At 64.4% G+C, this 21,780-nt stretch carries 15 protein-coding genes; 12 read left to right on the top strand and 3 right to left on the bottom strand.

Annotated features, from left to right (window positions below; translation table 11 throughout):
* The first annotated feature begins 284 nt into the window (after nt 1–284).
* The 4 genes from FFS49_RS11890 to FFS49_RS11875 all read left to right on the top strand — a co-directional run bounded on the left by FFS49_RS11890 (nt 285) and on the right by FFS49_RS11875 (nt 8,940).
* Nucleotides 285–3,464, top strand: coding sequence for a type VI secretion system Vgr family protein (locus FFS49_RS11890; protein ID WP_105816471.1), 3,180 nt, complete (start codon nt 285–287; stop codon nt 3,462–3,464).
* A gap of 54 nt (nt 3,465–3,518) precedes the next feature.
* Nucleotides 3,519–8,141, top strand: a complete 4,623-nt coding sequence (locus FFS49_RS11885) for an RHS repeat-associated core domain-containing protein (protein WP_105816472.1) — start codon at nt 3,519–3,521, stop codon at nt 8,139–8,141.
* 8 nt (nt 8,142–8,149) lie between these two features.
* Nucleotides 8,150–8,458: a hypothetical protein gene (locus tag FFS49_RS11880; protein ID WP_105816473.1), complete on the top strand. Its 309-nt coding sequence runs from the start codon at nt 8,150–8,152 to the stop codon at nt 8,456–8,458.
* A gap of 164 nt (nt 8,459–8,622) precedes the next feature.
* Complete coding sequence (locus FFS49_RS11875; RefSeq protein ID WP_105816474.1) at nt 8,623–8,940, top strand: hypothetical protein; 318 nt, start codon at nt 8,623–8,625, stop codon at nt 8,938–8,940.
* 89 nt (nt 8,941–9,029) lie between these two features.
* Here the strand turns inward: FFS49_RS11875 and icmH are convergent, their stop codons facing one another.
* The 3 genes from icmH to tssJ all read right to left on the bottom strand — a co-directional run bounded on the left by icmH (nt 9,030) and on the right by tssJ (nt 11,870).
* Nucleotides 9,030–9,812 carry a type IVB secretion system protein IcmH/DotU gene (gene icmH, locus FFS49_RS11870; RefSeq protein ID WP_105816475.1) on the bottom strand — a complete coding sequence of 261 codons (783 nt, stop codon included), beginning with the start codon at nt 9,810–9,812 and terminating at the stop codon, nt 9,030–9,032.
* Nucleotides 9,809–11,155, bottom strand: a complete 1,347-nt coding sequence (tssK, locus tag FFS49_RS11865; protein ID WP_039352024.1) for a type VI secretion system baseplate subunit TssK — start codon at nt 11,153–11,155, stop codon at nt 9,809–9,811. The genes icmH and tssK overlap by 4 nt, the downstream gene beginning before the upstream one ends.
* 103 nt (nt 11,156–11,258) lie before the next feature.
* A complete protein-coding gene (gene tssJ / locus FFS49_RS11860) occupies nt 11,259–11,870 on the bottom strand; it encodes a type VI secretion system lipoprotein TssJ (protein ID WP_011350757.1) in 612 nt (203 codons plus the stop codon).
* Nucleotides 11,871–12,244: 374 nt separating this feature from the next.
* Between tssJ and FFS49_RS11855 the strand changes: the two genes are divergently transcribed.
* The 8 genes from FFS49_RS11855 to tssH all read left to right on the top strand — a co-directional run bounded on the left by FFS49_RS11855 (nt 12,245) and on the right by tssH (nt 21,754).
* On the top strand, nt 12,245–12,874 hold the full coding sequence (locus FFS49_RS11855; RefSeq protein WP_105816476.1) for a tetratricopeptide repeat protein: 630 nt from the start codon (nt 12,245–12,247) through the stop codon (nt 12,872–12,874).
* A gap of 46 nt (nt 12,875–12,920) precedes the next feature.
* The gene (gene tssB / locus FFS49_RS11850; protein WP_027783377.1) at nt 12,921–13,436 is read left to right on the top strand and encodes a type VI secretion system contractile sheath small subunit; all 516 of its coding nucleotides are present in this window, start codon (nt 12,921–12,923) and stop codon (nt 13,434–13,436) included.
* Between the two features lie 15 nt (nt 13,437–13,451).
* The gene (gene tssC / locus FFS49_RS11845) at nt 13,452–14,942 is read left to right on the top strand and encodes a type VI secretion system contractile sheath large subunit (RefSeq protein WP_006477094.1); all 1,491 of its coding nucleotides are present in this window, start codon (nt 13,452–13,454) and stop codon (nt 14,940–14,942) included.
* Between the two features lie 70 nt (nt 14,943–15,012).
* Nucleotides 15,013–15,516 carry a type VI secretion system tube protein Hcp gene (locus FFS49_RS11840; protein WP_006477093.1) on the top strand — a complete coding sequence of 168 codons (504 nt, stop codon included), beginning with the start codon at nt 15,013–15,015 and terminating at the stop codon, nt 15,514–15,516.
* 62 nt (nt 15,517–15,578) lie between these two features.
* Nucleotides 15,579–16,064 (top strand): type VI secretion system baseplate subunit TssE, encoded by a 486-nt coding sequence (tssE, locus tag FFS49_RS11835; RefSeq protein ID WP_046544812.1) that lies wholly within the window; start codon nt 15,579–15,581, stop codon nt 16,062–16,064.
* 77 nt (nt 16,065–16,141) lie between these two features.
* A complete protein-coding gene (gene tssF, locus FFS49_RS11830) occupies nt 16,142–17,977 on the top strand; it encodes a type VI secretion system baseplate subunit TssF (RefSeq protein WP_039352038.1) in 1,836 nt (611 codons plus the stop codon).
* The gene (tssG, locus tag FFS49_RS11825) at nt 17,941–19,041 is read left to right on the top strand and encodes a type VI secretion system baseplate subunit TssG (RefSeq protein ID WP_105816477.1); all 1,101 of its coding nucleotides are present in this window, start codon (nt 17,941–17,943) and stop codon (nt 19,039–19,041) included. Before tssF ends, tssG begins: the two co-directional genes overlap by 37 nt.
* A 43-nt stretch (nt 19,042–19,084) precedes the next feature.
* A complete protein-coding gene (gene tssH / locus FFS49_RS11820; RefSeq protein ID WP_105816478.1) occupies nt 19,085–21,754 on the top strand; it encodes a type VI secretion system ATPase TssH in 2,670 nt (889 codons plus the stop codon).
* Nucleotides 21,755–21,780: the final 26 nt, after the last annotated feature.

The following is a 21,780-nucleotide window of genomic DNA, read 5'->3' as shown; positions in this document are numbered from 1 at the left end:
AGACACTACTCGCAACCGGGCCGCGCCGGAAGTCGAATTGGCCCTGATTGAAAGCGATTTCATGGGGGGCTGCAGACGACACACAGCAGATGGGATCGTCACGGGCCGGTTGGCGGCGCGCAACCGGCCCGCGAGGCCCGCACGGACCGGCTTCGATTGTCGAGAAAATGTTCTTTTAAATCAGGTCGTTTTTCCAAATCGTGCCGTAATTTTTCTGTAAAATCGCGCGGGAGAAATCGAACACTGCGCCATCCGAGGGCGCGTCAAAAGAAAAAAGGCCGTTCATGAACATGCAGAATTCAATCGCCGCCCTACGCGGCGGATTGCTTCAGCAGGACCGGTTGCTGAAGTTCGATACGCCATTGGGGCCCAACGTCCTGACCGTGCAGCGGGCAGTCGGTCGCTCACGTATCGGGCGCGCGTACGAGTTCACGCTCGATGTGCTGTCGACCGACAGCGATGTGGAACTTAAAAAGCTGATCGCGCAGCCCGTCACGTTGTGGATCCAGCAGGGCGATCTCGGCTACCGGCCGATCAACGGGTACGTGCACACCGCGCGCCGGCTCGGTGCCGACGGTGGGCTCACGACCTATCAACTCACGTTTGCCGATTTCACCCACTTCCTGAAGTTCCGTCGCGATCAGCGGCTCTGGAACGACACGACCGTCGACCAGATCATCAGCGACGTGCTGAACCAGCATCCGCAGGCGCAGGGCCATTTCCGGTTTGCGCTGTCGAAGCCGCTGCCGAACCGCTCCTACACGCGCCAGCACGACACCGACTGGCATTTCGTGCATCGGCTGATGGAGAACGAGGGGCTCTACTGCGCATGGCAGCAGGCCGACGACGGCAAGTCGCATACGCTCGTGATCACCGACAACCTGCAGGCCTTCGCGCCGCTGTCGCCGGAAACCGTGCGGTTTTATCGCAGCGGCACGGTCAGCGAAGCCGACGCGTTCACGCAATGGTCGGGCACGCGCACGCTGCAGAGCGTCACGCGATCGACGCGGACATTCGACTACAAGAATCCTTCGCAGCCGTCGAACCCGAAAGGTACGTCGCTGCCGACGATGGGCGGCCAGGGCGAGTTGCCCGATCAGCTCGAAGTCTACGAATACACGGGCGCCTACACCTATCTCGACCAGACGCGCGGCGACCATCTGACGAAGGTCAAGATGGAGGAATGGGAGTCGCGGGCGAAGCGGTTCCATGGTGTGGGCGGTGTGCGCGCGATCGACGCCGGCCGGCGCTTCACGCTGGCCGATCATCCCGAGCACGATCGTGATCCCGCCGATCAGCGCGAATTCGCCGCGATCGAGGTGGCGTGGTGGATCGAGAACAACCTGCCTGTCGCGAGCGATGCCGCGGACTTTCCATACAGTCTGCGCGAAGCGTTGGCGCAGGTGCAGGAGGGCCACGGCGCCGATCCCGCGTTTCGCGTGCCGCACCATGACGGTTCGGTCGGCTTCTATCTCGCCGAAGTCGAAGCGCAACGCGTGAGTGTGCCGTATCGCAGCCCGTTCGAGCATGACAAGCCCGAGATGCACCTCGAGACGGCGATCGTCGTCGGGCCGCAGGGCGAAGAGGTCTATACCGACACGTTGAACCGGATTCGCGTGCAGTTCGTGTGGGACCGGATGAACCCGGGCGACGAGAACGCGTCATGCTGGGTGCGCGTCGTGCAGTCGGATACGGGCGGCGGCTACGGCGGCGTGCACGTGCCGCGCATCGGCGAGGAAGTGCTGATCGACTACGTCGGCGGCGACTGCGACCGGCCGCTCGCGGTCGGGCGTGTGTACAACGGCGCGAACCAGCCGCAGTGGCATACCGACGGGATCCTGTCCGGGTATCGGTCGAAGGAGTATTCGGGCGGCGGCTACAACCAGCTCGTGATGGACGACGCGACCGGGCAGAACCGCGTGCAGCTGATGAGCAGCAGCGCGAACAGCCTGCTGCATCTGGGCTACATCATCGACCAGAACGGCAATTCGCGCGGGTCGTATCTTGGCAGCGGGTTCGATCTGCGCTCGGATGCGTACGGCGCGGTGCGCGCGAGCCAGGGCCTGTACGTGACGACGCATCCGAAGGCGGCGAACAGCCAGCCGCTCGACGTGAAGGAAGCGCAGCAGCAGCTCGTGACGGGCGAGAGCCTCGTCGAGGCGATGTCGGACGTGAGCGAGCAGCACCAGGCCGAAAGCATGAAGGACGCGCAGGACACGATGCGCGCGTTCACGGATGCGACGCAGGACAGTGCATCGGGCAGCGCGTCCGGCGGGCGCACGGCAGGCGGCGGCACGGGTAACGCGAACGCGTTCAAGGAGCCGGTGATGCTGTTCGGCAGCCCGTCGGGGATCGGGATGTCGACGCAGCAGTCGGTGCATGTGGTCGCGAACGATCACGTGAACGTGGCGAGCGGGCAGAGCGTGCACGTTGCGGCGGGCAAGTCGCTGATCGGGAGCATCGGGCAGAAGCTGAGCCTGTTCGTGCAGAACGCTGGGATGAAGCTGTTCGCGGGCAAGGGCAAGGTGGAGATCCAGGCACAGTCGGACAACATCGAGGTGACCGCGCAAAAGGCGGTGAAGGTGGTGTCGGCGACGGACCGGATCGAGATCGCGGCCGATCAGGGGATCCTGCTGACGAGCGGTGGCGGATATATCCGGATCCAGGGTGGAAACATCGAGATTCATGCACCCGGTGCGATCGATGTGAAGGGCGCGTCGCATACGTTCGCGGGGCCGGCGAGCATGGGTTATCCGCTGCCGAGCCCGCGACCGGATCAGCCGGGGCAACTGGAGTTGTTCCACAAGTATGTGAACGGCGAGGCGGTCAAGGGCGGGTTGTTCACGGTGAGAGACGTGAACGGCGCAGTGCTCAAGAAGGGTGCGCTCGACAACGGCGGGTATACGGTCGTGAGCGGGCTGCCGCCCGGCGCGGTGCGCGTCGAGTTCGGCAAGGATCCGCGCGAGTCGGATCAGCCGGCGAATTACTTCAAGCAGGCGAAGTGGCCGGCGGAGCCGATCGAGCCGTCGCCGGAGGCTGCACAGGCTGCGGCGACGGGGCAGCTAGCCAGCCAGTTGCAAGGGATGGCGCCTGCCGCGGCGACGGCTGCGATGGGGCTCGTGAGCGGCGGTGGTGCCGGTGCGGCGTTGGGCGGACTGGCGAGTTCCGCGTTGCCGGCGGCGGCAGGTGCGCTGGGCGGGGCGGGTGCGGTGTCTGCCTTGCAGACGGCTTCGAGCCTGGGCAGCGCCGCGAAGCAGGTGGCCGGGATGGTGCAGACCGCGCGGCAGGGCGGCCTTGCGGCGCTGGCCGCACCGGTGGCGAATGCGGCTTCCGGAGCACTGCAGGGTGCGCTGCCGGGTGTTGCCGGGATCGCCGGGAAGGGCGTCACGACGGTGGCGTCTGCTGCCGGTGCCACCGGCATGAAGCTCCCGACGAGCGGGTTTGGCGGACCGCTGAAATCCTGAGAGGGCGGTGTCTTGTCAGCCGCCTTGAAAAGAACGAATTGAACGAAGAACGACATGGCACAACAACTTCCGCCGGGTGCCGATAAGGAACAGGCTGTTACCTGGCTCAGCGATGTTTCTCCGAAGGACGTGGCGCAGGGCGGCAATCGCTTCGATGCGTGGTTGCGCAAGATCAGCGGCAACCACGTCACGTTCGAAGACGTGAAGACGGTTGCCGGCGCGGTGCCGATCGTCGGCAACATCATGGCGGCGATCGACGCGCTTGGCGATATTGCCGAGATCGTCCAGAAGCGCGGCGGGAAGGTGCTCGATTACCTGAGCCTCGCGATCAACCTGATCGGTATCATTCCGATTCCGCCTACGCTCGCGCCGTTCCGGATGTCGGCGCGCCCGCTGCTCGCGCTCGTGCGCAACCAGTTGCTGATCACGCGCAGCAATCTCGGCGCGGCGCTCATTTCTGTGCTCATCACGCATATCAACGCGACCTGCGCGACGGAGATCGAGGACTTCCTGAACAAGCTCAAGGACGGGCTCGTCAAACTGCTCGACGGGTGTGCGGCGAAGGCCGAGGAGCTGATGGGGGCAATCGCGACCGGCATGGAACGGGCCCTCCACGGTCAGCTCTTCGACAACAGCGGCAACCTGAAGCGCGCCGAACAGCTCGCGAAGAAGATGCGCGACAACCGGCCGTGGTACAGCGCGAGCCGGGTGGGGGACGGGCTGGCATTTGCATACGAGGGCTACAAGGCGCTCGGCAAAACGGTCGGCAATGCGACGGTCGGGACGGCGGCGAAGCTCGCACCGGATTCGTGGCTCGAGCCGTTTCGCGCAATCGTGGCGTTCCTGCGAACCGAAGCACCGAAGGTCGCGTCGTCGATTCGTTCGCTGGCCGGCAGCGAGGAAGGCAAGATGATGTGGCTCGTCTTGCAACTGATCGAGGCGGTGGGCCGAGTGAAGGCGCGTTCGAAGCTGCACGAGCAGAGCACGGAGGTCAAGCCCGGAGGGAAAGGGCAGGCGCGGAAGACGAGGGGCCAGGAAGGGCTGGAGGCGAACAACGTGCAGGCGCCGGTGGAGGGGCCGGGAAAAAGCGGCTGCCAGTGGTGCCCGCGCGGGTCGTCGACCGCGTCGATCGACTTCGCGTTCGGGGACGAAACGTTCTCGCACAAGGATTTTGAATTGCCGGGTGCATTGCCTCTCGTCTGGGAGCGCAGGTACCGTTCGAGGCTCTCCGCGTACGACAGTGGCGAGCTGGGGGCGCGGTGGATCACGCCCTATACGACCCGTATCGATATCAAGGGCGGTCAATGGATTTATCGCGACGCAGAAGGGCGCAGCATCGAATATCGGGCGCTCGCGGCCGGCGAAGTACACGATGACCTGTCCGAAAAACTGACGTTGTCGCGTCTTGACGATAGGTGGGTGACGGTTGCGTACGGTCACGTCGCGCTGCACGTGTACGAGCGGCGTGGCGATGTCTTCCGGCTCGCGATGCAGAAGGATCGAGCCGGCAACGCGATTACGCTCGACTACGATTCGCTGGATCGTCTTGCTCGACTGATCGATGCGAGCGGCAATGTGCTCGCGTTCGAGCACGACAAGCATGGCCGGATCCTGCAAATCGAACAGGTGCTCAAGAACGGCGAACGCGTCGTGCTCGCGGGCTACGAATACGATTCGGCGGGGGATCTCGTTCGTGCGGTCGATCGCCATGGCAATGCGCGGACCTATCAATACCATCGACATCTCGTGACGCGCTATACCGACCGTACGGGGCGCGGGATGACGCTCGAATGGGATGGCGCGGATGCGGACGACAATGCAAATGCGAAGTGTGTCCGCGAATATGCGGACGACGGAAGCCTCGACATCCGCATTGCGTGGAATCCGAACATTCGCCTCACGTACGTGACCGATGCACTGGGTCAGATGACGCGGTATTACTTCAATATCCACGGGTACGTGTACCGAATCGTGTACGCCGACGGCAACGAGGAATGGTTCCGGCGCGATGCGCATCACAACCTGGTCCTGCATATTCGACAGGACGGCAGCATCGAGCGGATGGAGTACGACGCACGCGGCAATATGGTGCGGCATGAACGTGTGGACGGCAGCGTCGTCGAAATGGCGTACGACGACAAGAATCAGATGGTTCGCGTCGTCGACCCGAGCGGATACGTGTGGCATCGCAAGTACGACGATGCGGGCAATCTGGTCGAAATGATCGATCCGCTCGATCAGGTGACGGCGTACAGCTACGACGACAAGGGGCTGCCAACGCGGATCACCGATGCCAAGGGCGGCTCGAAGTCGATCGAATACAACCCCGCCGGGCAGCTGACGAGCTACACGGACTGCTCGGGAAAGAAGACTGAATGGCGGTATGACGCCATCGGTCGAGTGATCGAGGTGACGGACGCAGCGGGCGGGGTGACAGCCTATGGCTATGGCCAGAACGGGCAACTGGCCGAGATCCGCTCGCCTGCCGGGCTGGAGCAGGTACATCACGACGCCGAGGGCCGCTTGCTTCGGCATACCGACCAGCTGAATCGTTCAATCGGGTACAGCTATGACGCGGCCGGCCGGATCGCAAGCCGTTCGGATGCGCTTGGACAGACGCTGACGTATCGCTATGACCGGATCGGGCGATTGTCGATGCTGACGGATGCCAATTTCGCGACACATGAGCTCCGCTACGATCAAGCAGGGCGATTGATCGAGCAAATCGGCTTTGACGGGAAGTCCACCCGCTATGAGCGCGACAAGGAAAGCGGCAGCCTCATTGCGGTCGACGAATCGGGATGCGTGACCACGCTGGAGCTCGATGTGAATGGTCGCTTGCTGAGGCGCACTTCTGGGGAGAGTGAGGAGCGCTTCGCCTATGATCCGAGCGGCAGGCTGATCGAGGCGGTGAACCGATACAGCCGGGTGCAGTTTTTCTTCGATCCGATCGGCAATCTGGTGCGCGAGCATCATGCTTACGATCTGTTCGGCGAGCGGCGAAGCTATGTCTGGCACCACGAATACGACGAACTCGGCAACCGGCGCCGGACCGTGCGACCGGACGGTCATGCGATCGACTGGCTGATCTATGGCTCGGGACATGTGCACGGCATGCTGCTGGATGGCGAGGAGCGCGTGCAGTTCGAGCGCGATGACCTGCATCGCGAGACGATGCGAGTGCTGTCGAGCGAAGTCGGGCAGCGTACGACCTATGATCCGGCTGGTCGGATGCTGCAGCAGACGCTGCAGCGCTCGACGTCGTCAGCGCCGCTGGCGGAGCGTCGGTATCGCTACGACGCGGCAGGGCAATTGTCGCGCATCGAAGATAGCCGCAAGGGGGGAATCGACTATCGATACGACCCGGTCGGGCGTCTGATCGAGGCCATCAGTCCCGTTGCACAGGAACGGTTCGCGTTCGATCCGGCGAGCAACATAATCGATCCGGCGCAGCCGGTCGGCAACGCGTCGCGACCCAGTCCGGTCAGGCCGGAGAATACGTTGGCCATCGAGGTGCCGAAGGTGCTCGGCAACCTGCTGAAGGCGTACGCCGGAATCCATTTCGAGTACGACGCACGCGGGAACCCGGTACGCAAGCGGACGCCCGACGGAGAGCAGGCATTCGAATGGGACGAATTCAACCGCTTGCGGGCATCGAGTGTTGCCGAGAAATCGCGACAGAGCCGGTCGCGGTATTTCTACGACGCGCTGGGCCGCCGGATTGCGAAAGAGGTGAACGGCGAGAGGACCGTGTTCGGCTGGGACGGCAACATGCTCGCGTATGAAAGTAACGCGGAGCGCGGTACGCACTACATCTATGAGCCGGCAACGTTCATACCGCTTGCGCAGTACGTGGCCGAGCCCGTGGAGGGCATCGCGACGCCGGAATGGAAGAGCACCGATCGCTATGTGCCGGAAGACGATCCGCTGCAGAAGATGCCGGAGCGGCGCTCGAACGCCAAGCTGTTCTATTACCACTGCGACCAGATTGGCACGCCGCAATGGCTGACCGACGATTACGGCGAGGTGGTGTGGGAGGCGTCGTACAAGGCCTGGGGTGAAGCGCGGGAGGTGATCGCGCAGGCGTCGAAGGCGGCCGGAATCACGCCGAAGAATTCGTTGCGGTTCCAGGGGCAGCAAGTCGACGACGAGACGGGACTCGCATACAACCGTTACCGCTACTACGATCCACAAATTGGCCGCTTCGTCAGCCGCGATCCGATCGGATTGGCGGGGGGCATCAACGTTTATCAGTATGCGCCGAACCCGACTCAATGGATCGATCCGCTCGGGCTGTGTCCCGGGAAAGCAATCGTCCGGCAGTCGCGAAGTGAATTCGGGCCTCATTTCGATGTCGAGGTGGTTCCGAATTCGGGGCGAACGTTGCGAACGCACCAGGTGATCGTCGACGATGATCAAAATACAATCATTACCGGGCAGCATATGGCGCCGGCATCAACGGTTGAGAATACGATTCACGTCGATTTGCCGGATGCCACCTCGGCGTACCAGGCTCAGGCCAAGCGCCTGGGGCATGACCAGGGTGTGTATGACAAAAATACCAACAGCTGCGTGACGCACGTCGGGGACATTCTGCGGGCCGGCGGCGCGCAGAATGTCCCGACAACGACACGTGAAACCATCAAATGGTTGCTTGCGAACGGGCGACGTCAATAGGGTGAGGCATGGGCAGGATATTGTGTAAATCGCACGGCGCTTCCGGCGTGGTGCATGTTTCGAGTGATATCGCGGCCGATATGAAGAAGGACGCGGGGCGGTTGCAGATGTTCCGCTATGACATCGACTGGCTTGGAGGCGGGCTCGCCGACATTTCATATTTTGTTTCGGTGGATATTGCGAAGCAGTCCGGGTTGCCGGAACCTGGTGACACACCATTTGGTCCGGATTTCGAAGAAGCGCACGCGACTGTCTTTGACGGGCTCGTCCCTGTCTGCGAAAAGTGTTTTGACGAATATCTGAACAGGACCGCGTGACCGGCTCGGCAAATCAGGTGCATTGCTGATCATCCGGCAACCAGCAGATCGACCTGCGACGACAACCGGCCAATCGCGCTGGCGTGGAATTGGCATAATCACGCGCGGCCGCTGCGATCTTGCGGCGGCCGTGCCGCATTCACTTCGATACAACCGCACTACCCATGTCGACCACCGCCGCGACCGTCGTGTCGCTGAAACACATTCTCGAACGCCCGGGCGATTTCTCCGGATGGCTCTCCCTCCCCCCGATGCCATGGACGCTCGACACGGAGGGGGCATTCTCCGAAGACACCAAAGATGCCGGAGACGATGCAGTGCCGGCCATTGCCCGGCAGCCCGGCTGGCACGTGACGCTGGACAGCGCGACGATCGAGGACATCGTGATCAACGCGCACGACCAGATCGACGAACCGAGCGTGGCGCAGTTATTCGACGCGTTCGTGTTCTACGTCGACAACGACGCGTTCATCCTGTTTTGACGTCACGCCGCGAGCACGTCGCAAACAAAAAAGGACCGCCAAGCGGTCCTTTTTTCATGAAGCATCCGCGCCGGAGCGAAGCCCACCCCTCAAGGCAACGAAATCGTCAAATTAGCCGACTCCGGCCCGACCTTGATGACTTGGGAGTAGGGCGCCAGCGTCTGCAGCGTCTTGTCCTTCAGATACGTGTTGAGCCCGAGATACCCGAGCAGCGCAACCAGCGCAAAAACCGCCCCGATCGCCCAAACCGGCACCTCACGCTTGAGTCGGTGCGCGATCTGATCCGGCAGCGGCCAATGCGGCGCAAACGGCGCCCGCTTGCCCTTCATATGCGCAATCTCGTCCCCCAGCCGCGCAGTGAGGTAAGCCAGCTTCTCCGGCCCCTCGAGCAGATACTTCCCCTGGAACCCCAGCAGCAGGCACATATGAAACACCTCGAGCGACTGCAGCCGCGCCGCACCCTGCGCGCGACAATCCTCGAGATACTGGAAGAACTTCTCGCCCGCGAGCTGCTCGCCGAACAGCACGAGCTGCAGCGGCCGGCGTTCCCACTCCGTGCGAATCTTGAACTGCGACGACAGCACCATCTCGTCGATCGCCGCGCAGAACGCGAATTTCGCGCCGTACACGTCTTCAGCGGCGATATTCAGCTTCTTCGCGCCGCGCTCGAAGTCCGACAGGAATTCCTGGATGCGCGTGCTGAACTCGCCCGCGCTCTCCGGCTCCCGCCCGTTCTTGAGCAGGAACAGCATGAAGAACCCGTCGTACAGCAGGTCGAGCAGCGAGCGGGCCTGGAACGAGGCGTCCGTCGACGCCGGGGTGTGCAGCGGTGCCGGCGCGTTGTCGCCGAACAGGGAAGGCGCGTAGCTCATGATGTGACCGCGATCAGTTCGAATTTCAGGTCATTGATGCCAGTCGGCGCGTAGATCATCGCGGACTGGGCCTGCAGCATGCGCTCGTACAGCGGGCTACGCGAATCGAGCGCGAAGTAGCACGCGCCGGGGCGCACCGGAATCGCCGGCGGCACCTGCGGCGTGTACGAGAGGCGCACGCCGGGCATGGCCGACAGCACGAGCTTGTCGACGTCGTCGGGTGCGCCGACCTTGAAACGGGCCGGCACAGCATCGACGAGCTCGACGCTCGGCATGTCCGCGGACACTGCCAGGTAGAACTCGGTCTTGTCGTCGATCTTGCCGGAATCGAGGCGGCCGAGGTGGAACGACGGGCGCACCTCGTCGAGCGTGATCGCGAAGTAGCGCGTCGAGATCACGGTGTCGAGCAGCTCGCGCAGCATCAGGTCGAGACGTGCAAAGCTCGGGCCCGGATCGTCATGGCGGTACACCGGCAGGTCGGCGAGCGTGTAGCCCTTCGAGAACGTCATCAGCTGACCTGCGAGGCGCAGCAGTTCCTGGAACAGCCGCTCGGGGTGCAGCGCCGAATGCTGGTGCAGGTGCGCGAGCGTCGCGAACGCGGCGTTCGCGGTGTGCAGCAGCCAGAACGACGCGATGTCGCCCGAGCGGAATTCGATGATGTTCTTCGACGGCTCACGGTGGAAGCCATACAGCGCGTTCACCTTCGCCTGCAGCGCGTCGACGAGCTGGCGCAGCCGCTGGTGGAGGATCGGCGACGCGTCGATCGCGAGGCACGGCGGCACGAAGCTGTCGTCGATCTCGAAACCGGACGTCGCGGTGCGGCGCACGCGCACGAGCGGCACCGACAGCAGCTGGTCGCGCGGTTCGCTGTGCGCGATCAGCTTGACCTGCGTCTTCAGGAACGTGATGTCGGCTTCGGCGGCGTCGGTGAAGTTGTCGCCGACGCTCGTCTGCTCGCTGACGAAGCGCGTCATGAAGCCGGCGGCCGGATCGTCGCTGTAGTTGGTGCCGTTCTCGCGCAGCGGGTGCAGCGCGAGATAGAACACGAATTCGTTGATGCCGTCAGGCAGCGTGTCCAGCGCGATCGGCGGCGGCAGGTCGTCGGCCTGCGGCGCCGCGTACAGCGCGCCGTCCGGGAACACGAGCGCCAGCTCGGCCACCCGCAGCACGTTGCTGCCGAGCGCGTCGCGGTCGATGCGCACCGAGCGCACGCCCCAGTTGTACGGCTGGATCGCCTGGATCGATTCGAACAGGCGCGCTTCGTGGTACGCGTCCTGCCGCTGAAAGTGTTGAGGCCGGAGGAACAGCCCTTCCCCCCACAGCACCTTGGCCGAATAACTCATGTCAAATCCGGTTAATGTCGCGTTGCGATGTAATCGATTTGTTCGTGCCCGAATTAAATCGGCAATTGTTAACTCTTGTTAATTGACATTCGTGCGTCATTGTTTAACCGCAGGAGACCGAAGAAAGCAAATTCAGCGGTTGTGAAGGCGCACCCTGTTGCGGTGCGATGACAGTGCCGTCGGTGACCGTCATCGCGCAATTATGCAGGCCGATGATTATGCCGGATTTCTCCGACTTCACCGGGTCGAACGTCAGTTTCCATCGTTGCAGTGCGGGATCGCGGAACAGCGCGACGATGCCGAATGCCTGCGCCTCGCGCGAAACCTTCTCGGTCGCCGTATAGCGCTGGCCCGGAATCAGCGTGATTTCACGCACGTTCAGCAGATCCGCGCCCAATGCGGCCTTTTCCTTGGTCGGATCCGTGAATGCGTCGAACGGCGCCTGCTGGAACGACGTCGGGTCCTTCAGCGTATAGAGTCGCACGACGAGCGCGAGCGGCTTGTTGTCGGTCGCGGCATTCAGGTTCGGCGCCGCGGCGAGCGTGATGCCGAGGTTGCGCGGGGGCTTCTGCGCGTCGGGTACCTCGGGCTTGCCGATGCCGGCCGCGGACATCACGGCGCTCGCGGCGGAGCCGAGCAGCGGGGCGGCCGCGCATCCGGCCAGAAGGGCGCAGGCAACCAGTGGCAGCGCGTAGCGAATCATCAGCGATCTCATCGTATTTCCGGCGGGCTGCCTTTTATCCCTGTCAAATCTGCCGGGTATTTCCGCGTTCGCTGCGTATCCCCGGCATTGCACCGTTCAACTATTAAGCACGCCCGCGTCATGGCAGGCGCCCGGAAATTTTTTCCGCCGCCCGGGCGGCACGTCGCGAAACCAGTAAAACTTGCCCATTCCGGCCGCCAGAAAAATCGCTGCGAGCCCGCTGCGAGAGGCCATTGGAGGGGGTAGCGCCCGGTTTTAAAAGGAATTACTCTTCACACGACGATTGAATTATGAAAAATTGATCGGTACTATACCCGCGCGCTTCTTGCAAAGCAAAAGAACCAGATTCTCAACGATTTAAAACTCACGCGCCGGTGGATATAACGATGAAAGACCGTCTCTTCGCAAAACTGTCTGGGGTAGTAGTGGCTTGCGGCGTGATCGCCGGCTGTGCGAGCCAGCCCCCCGCGCCGCCGACCGCCGACGTGTTCAACAAGTCGCTGGCGGATGCGGACGCAGTTGCGAAGGCAGGGGATCAGGACAAGGCCCTCGGCCTGTATCAGCAGCTCGCGAAGTCGGATCCGACGCGCGAAGAGCCGTGGTCGCGCATCGCGCAAATCCAGTTCGCCCAGAACCACTACGGTCAGGCAATCGTTGCCGCGCAGGAAGCGCTGCAGCGCGACGCGACCGACCGTCAGGCGAAGAGCGTGCTGGCCGTGGCCGGCCTGCGGATCGCGACGCAGTCGCTCGGCGAGCTGCGCCAGGATTCGTCGCTCGCGGGTGACGCGAAGTCCGATGCACAGGCGCTCGCGAAGCAGCTGCGCGACACGCTGGGCGAATCGGCGCTGTTCCCGCCGGAAACGAAGGTCGTGAAGCCGCGCCAGACGCGCCGTGTCGTTCATCGTGCGAAGAACGGCGCTGCACCGGCGGCCGAAGCAGCGGCGACCAGCACGCCGACGCCACCCGCCACGCCGCAGAAGGGCGGCGCGGACCCGTTCGGCGCACTGCGCAACTGACCGCAAAACTGACGCGATAACCACAACTAACCTGGGAGCCGTCGAGATGGCCAAGAAAGAAAGCATTCAGAAAAGCTTGCAGAAAATACGGCCGCCGCGCGTCCAATTGACCTACGAGGTCGAGAAGGGCGATGCGATCGAGGTGAAGGAACTGCCGTTCGTCGTCGGGGTCGTCGGCGATCTGGCGGGCCAGTCCGAAATCGAGCAGCCGAAGCTGCGCGACCGTAAATTCGTCAACATCGATCGCGACAATTTCGACGACGTGATGAAGGCGATCGAGCCGCGTGCCGCGTTCCAGGTGGAAAACCGCCTGAGCCCGGAAGGCGGCAAGTTCGCGGTCGACCTGAAGTTCCGTTCGCTGTCGGATTTCAGCCCGGACGAAGTCGTCGAACAGGTCGAGCCGCTGCGCCGCCTGCTCGAGGCGCGCTCGAAGCTCGCCGACCTGCGCAACAAGCTCGCCGGCAACGACAAGCTCGAGGATCTGCTGTCCGAGGTGCTGAAGAACACGCAGCAGCTGCAGGAGCTCGCGAAGGGCACGGGCAGCGACAAAGACGGCGAATGACGACGGAGTGTTGAGATGAACCAGCAAACGGCTGCGGCCCAAGCGAGCGGCGCGGAATACGCCGCCGGGACTTCGCTGCTCGACGACATCGTCGAGAAGAGCAAGGTCGCGAAATCCGATTCCGAGCATGCGCGTGCGAAGGACCTGATCGGCGAACTCGTGCACCAGGTGCTCGACGGCACGGTGATCGTGTCGGACAACCTGTCGGCCACGATCGACGCGCGCGTCGCGGAACTGGACCGCCTGATTTCCACGCAGCTTTCCGCAGTGATGCACGCGCCGGAATTCCAGCGCCTCGAAAGCACGTGGCGCGGGATGGACTACCTGGTCAAGGAAAGCAACACCGGTCAGACGATCAAGATCAAGGCGCTGCACGCACCGAAGCGCGACCTCGTGCGCGATTTCAAAGGCGCGAGCGAGTTCGACCAGAGCGCGCTGTTCAAGAAGGTCTACGAAGAAGAATTCGGCACGTTCGGCGGCTCGCCGTTCGGTGCGCTGATCGGCGATTACGAGATCTCGCGCCAGCCGGAAGACATGTACTTCATCGAGCAGATGTCGCACGTTGCAGCGGCCGCGCATGCGCCGTTCATCGCGTCGGCATCGCCCGAGCTGCTCGGCCTCGAGTCGTTCTCCGACCTCGGCAAGCCGCGCGACCTGGGCAAGGTGTTCGATACGGTCGAATATGCGAAGTGGAAGTCGTTCCGCGACGCCGAAGATTCGCGCTACGTCGGCCTGACGCTGCCGCGCTTCCTCGGCCGCCTGCCGTTCAATCCGAAGGACGGCCAGACCGCGGAGAACTTCAACTTCGTCGAGGACGTCGACGGCACCGACCACGACAAGTACCTGTGGTGCAACGCCGCGTGGGCGTTCGCTGCGCGCCTGACGGCCGCATTCGACGACTTCGGCTGGTGCGCGGCGATCCGCGGCGTCGAAGGCGGCGGCCTCGTCGAGGACCTGCCGACCCACACGTTCAAGACCGACGACGGTGAAGTCGCGCTGAAGTGCCCGACCGAAATCGCGATCACCGATCGCCGCGAGAAGGAGCTGAGCGACCTCGGCTTCATCCCGCTCGTCCATTGCAAGAACTCAGATTACGCCGCGTTCTTCGCTGCGCAGTCGGTGCAGAAGCCCAAGAAATACAGCACCGACAGCGCGAATGCGAACGCCGTCCTGTCCGCCCAGCTTCAGTACATCTTCTCGGTATCGCGCGTCGCGCACTACCTGAAGGCGATGATGCGGGACAAGATCGGCAGCTTCGCATCGGCGCAGAACGTGGAGACTTTCCTCAACCGGTGGATTTCGCAGTACGTCCTGCTCGACGACAACGCCTCGCAGGAACAGAAAGCGCAATTTCCGCTGCGCGAGGCATCCATACAAGTGTCGGAGATTCCGGGCAAGCCGGGCTCGTATCGTTCGGTCGCGTTCCTGCGCCCGCACTTTCAGCTCGACGAACTCTCGATTTCTCTGCGACTTGTCGCTGATCTGCCCAAACCGGCAAATTCATAAGCGAGTAGATCGCCCGGGCGGGCCGCCTGGGTAGGACGTTAAAACCACCTCTTTGGGGAGTCGAAGGGCCATGTTACATATGCACTTGCAGTTTGGTAGTCCCGCGGTGAAGGGCGAATCCGCGGACAAGGACCACCAGGGCTGGATCGAACTGAAATCATGGGATCACTCGATCGTTCAGCCGCGTTCGGCAACCGCATCGACCGCTGGCGGTCACACGATGACGCGTTGCGAACACGGCGACATGATCTTCACGAAGGAAATCGATTCGTCGAGCCCGCTGCTGTACCAACACGCTTCGGGCGGCACCACGTTCGACGAGGTGACGGTCCATTTCTCGCGCGCTGACGGTGAAGGCAAGCGCGTGCAGTATCTGGAAGTCAAGCTCAAGTACGTGATCATCTCGAGCATCGCCCCGAGCGTTCGCGAAGAAGGTCTGCCGCTCGAGACGTTCTCGCTGAAGTACGCAGCTGTGCAGTGGAAGCAAACCCAGCAGAAGATCGGCGGCAACCAGGGCGGCAACACGCAAGGCGCCTGGAGTCTGACGAAGAACGACAAGACCTACGCGGTCTAAGGTCGGTTGCGGCAACGGGGCGCGCGGCGTCCCGTTGCCGTTTTCGCTGTGCACACCGGCCGATGAAACGATTCGAACCCAGTTTTCTCGACAAGCTGTTCGACGACGAACCGCACCTGCCGGCCTCGGCAGCGATGCGGCAATTGTCGCTGGACGAGCTCAAGAGCACGGTCGCCCGCGACGTCGAGGCGATCCTCAATACCCGTATCGCGCACACCGAGAACGAGCTGGCCACGCTGCCGGAGTGCCAGAAGTCGGTGCTGACCTACGGGCTGAACGATTTCGCGGGGCTGAGCCTCGCGAGTCACTACGATCGCGCGTTCATCTGCAAGTCGATCCAGCAGGCCATCGCGCGCCACGAGCCGCGCCTGCAGCAGGTGCAGGTGACGTTCGAGCTGAACGAGCAGGCCACCAACGCGCTTTACTTCGCGATCCAGGCGCTGCTCGTCGTGCACCCGGCCGAGGAGCCGGTGAGTTTCGACGCGATGCTGCAGCCCTCCACGCTGCAGTATTCGGTCACGCGCGCACGCGCCGCAAGAATGCAGTAAATCAAGCCGCCGAGCGGGCCGGACCGCCCGGTGGTGGATCAGGGTCCGGCAGGAAACATTGAGGTTCGGGGTCGTCGATGGAAGAATTGCTGCCGTATTACGAGCGCGAATTATCGTTTTTGCGGCGCTATTCGCGAGATTTCGCCGAACGCTATCCGAAGATCGCGGCGCGGCTCGCGCTGTCCGGCGAGCATTGCGAGGATCCGCACGTCGAGCGGATGATCGAGTCGTTCGCGCTGCTCGGCGCGCGCATCAACAAGAAGCTCGACGACGATTACCCGGAATTCACCGAAGCGCTGCTGGAAGTGCTGTATCCGCACTACCTGCGGCCGTTCCCGTCGTGCTCGATCGCGCAGTTCACGCCGGCGTCGCCCGGCCAGCAGACCGAACCGGTCGTGATCGATCGCGGCACCGAGCTGAAGAGCCGCCCGATCCGCGGCGTGCAATGCCGGTTCCGCACCGCCTATGACGTGACGCTCGCGCCGATCCGCATCTCGGAAGCCCGCTACACGCCGGTCGCGCTCGCGCCGAGCGCGACGGTGCTGCCGTCCAATGCGACGGGCGTGATCTCGATCACGTTCGAATCGCTCGCCGCGCAGCTCGATCTCGGCGCGCTGAAGCTGCCGACGCTGCGCGCGCACCTGCACGGCGAGCAGTCGTTCGTCGCCGCGTTGACCGACTGCCTGTTCGTCAACGTGCTCGGCGCGTATGTCGAGCCCGAGCGCAACGGCCGCTGGACCGCGCTGCGCAAGCTGCCGATCGCGCACGCCGGCTTCGACGAGGACGACGCGCTGATCGACTACCCGGCGAAATCGCATCCCGCGTATCGCCTGCTCACCGAATACTTCGCGTTCCCCGACAAGTTCGATTTCGTCGACTTCGACCTCGCGGCGATCGCGCGCGCGAGCGGCCGCTGCCAGCGCGCGACGCTGCATCTCGTGCTGCAGGACGTGCGCAGCGATTCGCACGTCGCGCGGCTGCTCGAACTGCTGACGGCGAGCCACTTCCGGCTGTTCTGCACGCCGATCGTCAACCTGTTCCGCCAGCACGGCGAGCCGATCCGCATCACGCACCGCGCGGTGTCGTACCCGGTGATCGCCGAGGCGCGGCGCGCGTTCGCCTACGAGGTGTATTCGATCGATTCGGTGAAGCTCGTCAGGCAGCAGGCGCACGAGGAGTCGGTGATCGAGTTCCGGCCGTTCTATTCGCTGCATCACGGCGAATCGGCGCGGATCGGCCATTACTGGTTCGCGCGCCGCAACGACTGGGTCGCGCAGAAGAGCCCCGGCTACGAAACCGAGATCTCGATCGTCGACATCGATTTCGAGCCGACGTCGCCGCAGACCGACACGCTGAGCCTCGATCTCACCTGCACGAACCGCGACCTGCCCGCGATGCTCGCGTTCGGGCTCGAAGGCGGCGACCTGTTCCAGGAAGGCGGTGCGCAGACGAGCGGCATTTCACTGCTGCGCCGCCCGACGCAGAGCGTGCGCTTCGAGCGCGGTCGCGCCGCGCACTGGCGGCTCGTGTCGCACCTCGCGCTCAATCACGTGTCGCTGGTTGCGCACGGCCTCGCGCCGCTGAAGGAAATGCTGACGCTGTACGACCTGCGGCGCACCGCCGTGTCGATGCGCCAGATCGACGGGCTCGCCGGCGTCGAGCAGCGCGGCGCCGTGCAGTGGCTGCCCGGCAAGCCGTTCGCGACCTTCGTGCGCGGCATCGAGATCCGCCTGACGATCGACGAGGAACACTTCGTGGGCGCGAGCCTGGCCTCGTTCGTGCGTGTGCTCGACAGCTTCTTCGGGCTGTACGTGCACCTCAACAGTTTCGTTCAACTAGTCGTGGTGTCGAAGCGCACCGGCGAGGAGATCATCCGATGCAAGCCCCGGACCGGCGAATCGATCCTGGCGTAGTCGACGCGCTGCTCGACGAACCGCACCGCTTCGAGTTCTTCCAGGCCGTGCGCGTGCTCGAAGGGCTGTTTGCGCGACAGGCGTCGGATGCGCCCGGCGCGTGGCGGCAGGGCGACGTGGTCGCGCAGCGCATCGAATTCCGCAACACGCTGTCGCTCGGCTTTCCGCCGAGCGAGATCGAAGGCGCGCGCTCGTTCGACGACGACGGCACCCACCTCGACACGGGCGAGGCGCGCGGCGCCGCGCTCGCGGCCGGCGAGCTCGGCCACGTCGAGCTGACGCCCGCGTTCTTCGGGCTGCTGGGCGGGCAGGGCGCGCTGCCGCTGCACTACACCGAGCAGATCGTTGCGCGCGAGCATCTGAAGCGCGACCATGCGGCGCGCGCGTTCTTCGACGTGTTCTCGAACCGCGCGACCGCGCTGTTCTATGCCGCGTGGAAGAAATACCGGCTGCCGTTCCATTACGAGCTCGATCGCGACGAACGCTACCTGCCGCTGCTGCTCGCGATCGCGGGCGTGCCGAGCGACGAGGTGCGCGACAGCCTCGCGGCCGGCGTGGGCGGCGTGCTCGACGAGGCCGTGGCCGGCTATGCGCTCGCCGCACGGCACCGGCCGATGTCGGCCGCCTACCTGCAGCGCACGCTGTCCGACTATTTCCGCGTGCCGGTGAAGATCGACCAGTTCGTCGGCAAGTGGTACGACGTGCCGCCCGACCAGCTGAGCGTGCTCGGCGAAGTCAACGCGGTGCTCGGCGCGACGGCGCTCGTCGGCGAACGCGTGTGGCAGCGCGACATGCGCGCGCGGATCGTCGTCGGCCCGCTGTCCAAGCGCGACTACGAGGCGTTCCTGCCTGGCGGCGCGCACGCCACCGCACTGGAGCGGATGCTGACGCTGCTCGCCGGCGTCACGCTCGAGTACGAAGTGAAGCTCGTGCTCAAGCGCACCGAAGTCGGCGCGAGCGTGCTCGGCGCAGGCTCGCGGCTCGGCTGGGACGCATTCCTCTGTACGCGCGACGCGATAGAGGACCGCTCCGACGCCCGCTACGAACTGCACGTGATTCACTGATTCCGAACGACAACAACACGCAATCGAACCTGAGATCGACGCCATGAGCACGCCTCTGAAGACCCTGATCACGAAACTGAACCCGCTGTGCCGCCATGCGACCGAGCGTGCGGCGAGCGCGTGCCTGGCGCGCGGCCACTACGAGGTCGATCTGGAGCACCTGTTCCTCGCGTTGCTCGAGGAAGCGACGGGCGACCTGCCGCTCGCACTGCGCGCGAGCCGCGTCGATCCGCACGCGCTGCATGCCGATCTCGAGCGTGAACTGACGCGCCTGAAGACGGGCAACACGCGCACGCCGGTGTTCTCCGTGCACCTGATCGCGCTGTTCGAACAGGCATGGCTGATCGCGTCGCTCGACTCGCAGCTCGGCCGCATCCGTTCGGGGCACCTGCTGCTCGCGCTGCTGACCGCACCCGATCTCGCGCAGTTCGCGCAACGGATGTCGTCGCAGTTCGCGGAAATGAACGTGACGGACCTGAAGCACAAGTTCGACGAGATCATGGCCGGCTCGAGCGAGGCCGAGCCGCGCCAGGCGGACGACGACGGCAGCGACGTCGCGCCGGCCGCCGACGGGTTCGCCCCTGCGGCCGGCCCGTCGAAGACGCCCGCGCTCGACACGTATACGACCAACCTCACGCAGCGCGCACGCGACGGCAAGATCGACCCGGTGATCGGCCGTGAAGCCGAGATCCGCCAGGCGATCGACATCCTGATGCGCCGCCGCCAGAACAACCCGATCATGACCGGCGAGGCCGGCGTCGGCAAAACGGCGGTCGTCGAGGGCCTCGCGCTGCGCATCGCGGCCGACGACGTGCCGCCGCCGCTGCGCGGCGTCGCGCTGCACGTACTCGACATGGGGTTGCTGCAGGCCGGCGCGAGCGTGAAGGGCGAGTTCGAGAATCGCCTGAAGAGCGTGATCGACGAGGTGAAGAAGAGCGCGCACCCGATCATCCTGTTCATCGACGAGGCGCACACGATCATCGGCGCGGGCGGCCAGGCCGGCCAGAACGACGCGGCGAACCTGCTGAAGCCGGCGCTTGCGCGCGGCGAGCTGCGCACGATCGCGGCGACGACGTGGAGCGAATACAAGAAGTACTTCGAGAAGGACGCGGCGCTTGCGCGGCGCTTCCAGGTCGTGAAGGTCGAGGAGCCGAGCGAGCCGCTCGCGGCAGCGATGCTGCGCGGGATGTCGGGCCTGATGGAGAAGCACTTCAACGTGCGGATTCTCGACGACGCGATCACCGAGGCCGTGCGCCTGTCGCACCGCTACATCAGCGGCCGCCAGCTGCCGGACAAGGCGATCAGCGTGCTCGACACCGCGTGCGCGAAGGTCGCACTCGCGCACAGTGCGACGCCGGCGGCGATCGACGACACGAAGAAGCGCATCGAGCGGATCGACGCGGAGATCGCGTCGCTGGAGCGCGAGGCGGCCGGCGGCGCGTCGCACGATGAGCGGCTCGGCGAGCTGCGCGGTGCGCGCGACACGGCGCTCGAACAACTGGCGAAGGACGAAGCGCGCTACGAAGCCGAGCGCGTGATCGTCGCCGAGATCACCGAACTGCGCGAAGCGCTCGACAAGGCACGCGGCCCGTCGGAAGACGGCCAGCCGGTCGATGTGCAGGCCACCCGCGACAAGCTCGCCGAACGCGTCGCGGCGCTGCACGCGCTGCAGGGCGGCGAGCCGATGGTGCCGCTGCAGGTCGACGGCCACGTGGTGGCCGAGATCGTCGCCGCGTGGACGGGCATTCCGCTCGGCCGGATGGTGAAGGACGAGATCGACACCGTGATGAACCTGCAGCCGCTGCTCGCCGCGCGCGTGATCGGCCAGGACCACGCGCTGGAGGCGATCGCGCAGCGCGTGCGCACCGCGACCGCGAGCCTCGAGGATCCGAACAAGCCGCGCGGCGTGTTCATGTTCGTCGGGCCGTCGGGCGTCGGCAAGACCGAGACGGCGCTCGCGCTGGCCGACATCCTGTACGGCGGCGAGCGCAAGATGGTCACGATCAACATGAGCGAGTACCAGGAAGCGCACAGCGTGTCGGGCCTGAAGGGCTCGCCGCCGGGCTACGTCGGCTACGGCGAAGGCGGCGTGCTGACCGAGGCCGTGCGCCGCAACCCGTATTCCGTCGTGCTGCTCGACGAGGTCGAGAAGGCGCACCCCGACGTGCTGGAGATGTTCTTCCAGGTATTCGACAAGGGCGCGATGGACGATGCGGAAGGCCGCGAGATCGACTTCCGCAACACGCTGATCATCCTGACGTCGAACGTCGGCTCCGCCGCGGTGATGCAGGCGTGCCTGAACAAGCCGGCCGAAGAGCTGCCCGATCCGGACGCGCTCGCGGAGACGCTGCGCCCGCAGCTGTACAAGACCTTCAAGCCCGCGTTCCTCGGGCGGATGAAGGTCGTGCCGTACTACCCGATTTCCGACGACGTGCTGGCCGAGATCATCGAGCTGAAGCTCGAGCGGATCCGCCGCCGGATCGAGACGAACCACAAGGCCGCGTTCGAATGGGACGAGTCGCTCGTCGATGCGGTGCTCGCGCGCTGCACCGAAGTCGATTCGGGCGCCCGCAACGTCGACCACATCCTGAACGGCACACTGCTGCCGGAGATCGCAGGCCACGTGCTCGGCCGGATCGCCGACGGCGAGGCCATCGCGCGCATCGCGGTGCGCGCGGACGAGGCCGGCGAATTCACGTACACCGTCGAATGAGCGCGGCCGTGCAACGCAAGCATTTG

This window comes from Burkholderia sp. 4NA327C6 (genome assembly GCF_005502655.1).
In the GTDB taxonomy this organism is placed as follows: Bacteria; Pseudomonadota; Gammaproteobacteria; order Burkholderiales; family Burkholderiaceae; genus Burkholderia; species Burkholderia contaminans.
The sequence above is the reverse complement of the archived record's forward strand: the minus strand, read 5'-3'. Positions and strand labels throughout refer to the sequence as shown.

Excerpts from the sequence above, each read along its gene's own strand:
- FFS49_RS11840 (WP_006477093.1), top strand. The coding sequence starts at position 15,013 with ATGTTACATATGCACTTGCAGTTTGGTAGTCCCGCGGTGAAGGGCGAA.
- tssH (WP_105816478.1), top strand. The coding sequence starts at position 19,085 with ATGAGCACGCCTCTGAAGACCCTGATCACGAAACTGAACCCGCTGTGC.
- FFS49_RS11855 (WP_105816476.1), top strand. The coding sequence starts at position 12,245 with ATGAAAGACCGTCTCTTCGCAAAACTGTCTGGGGTAGTAGTGGCTTGC.
- tssB (WP_027783377.1), top strand. The coding sequence starts at position 12,921 with ATGGCCAAGAAAGAAAGCATTCAGAAAAGCTTGCAGAAAATACGGCCG.
- FFS49_RS11890 (WP_105816471.1), top strand. The coding sequence starts at position 285 with ATGAACATGCAGAATTCAATCGCCGCCCTACGCGGCGGATTGCTTCAG.
- FFS49_RS11880 (WP_105816473.1), top strand. The coding sequence starts at position 8,150 with ATGGGCAGGATATTGTGTAAATCGCACGGCGCTTCCGGCGTGGTGCAT.
- FFS49_RS11885 (WP_105816472.1), top strand. The coding sequence starts at position 3,519 with ATGGCACAACAACTTCCGCCGGGTGCCGATAAGGAACAGGCTGTTACC.
- tssK (WP_039352024.1), bottom strand. The coding sequence starts at position 11,155 with ATGAGTTATTCGGCCAAGGTGCTGTGGGGGGAAGGGCTGTTCCTCCGG.
- tssE (WP_046544812.1), top strand. The coding sequence starts at position 15,579 with ATGAAACGATTCGAACCCAGTTTTCTCGACAAGCTGTTCGACGACGAA.
- tssG (WP_105816477.1), top strand. The coding sequence starts at position 17,941 with ATGCAAGCCCCGGACCGGCGAATCGATCCTGGCGTAGTCGACGCGCTG.
- icmH (WP_105816475.1), bottom strand. The coding sequence starts at position 9,812 with ATGAGCTACGCGCCTTCCCTGTTCGGCGACAACGCGCCGGCACCGCTG.
- FFS49_RS11875 (WP_105816474.1), top strand. The coding sequence starts at position 8,623 with ATGTCGACCACCGCCGCGACCGTCGTGTCGCTGAAACACATTCTCGAA.
- tssF (WP_039352038.1), top strand. The coding sequence starts at position 16,142 with ATGGAAGAATTGCTGCCGTATTACGAGCGCGAATTATCGTTTTTGCGG.
- tssJ (WP_011350757.1), bottom strand. The coding sequence starts at position 11,870 with ATGAGATCGCTGATGATTCGCTACGCGCTGCCACTGGTTGCCTGCGCC.
- tssC (WP_006477094.1), top strand. The coding sequence starts at position 13,452 with ATGAACCAGCAAACGGCTGCGGCCCAAGCGAGCGGCGCGGAATACGCC.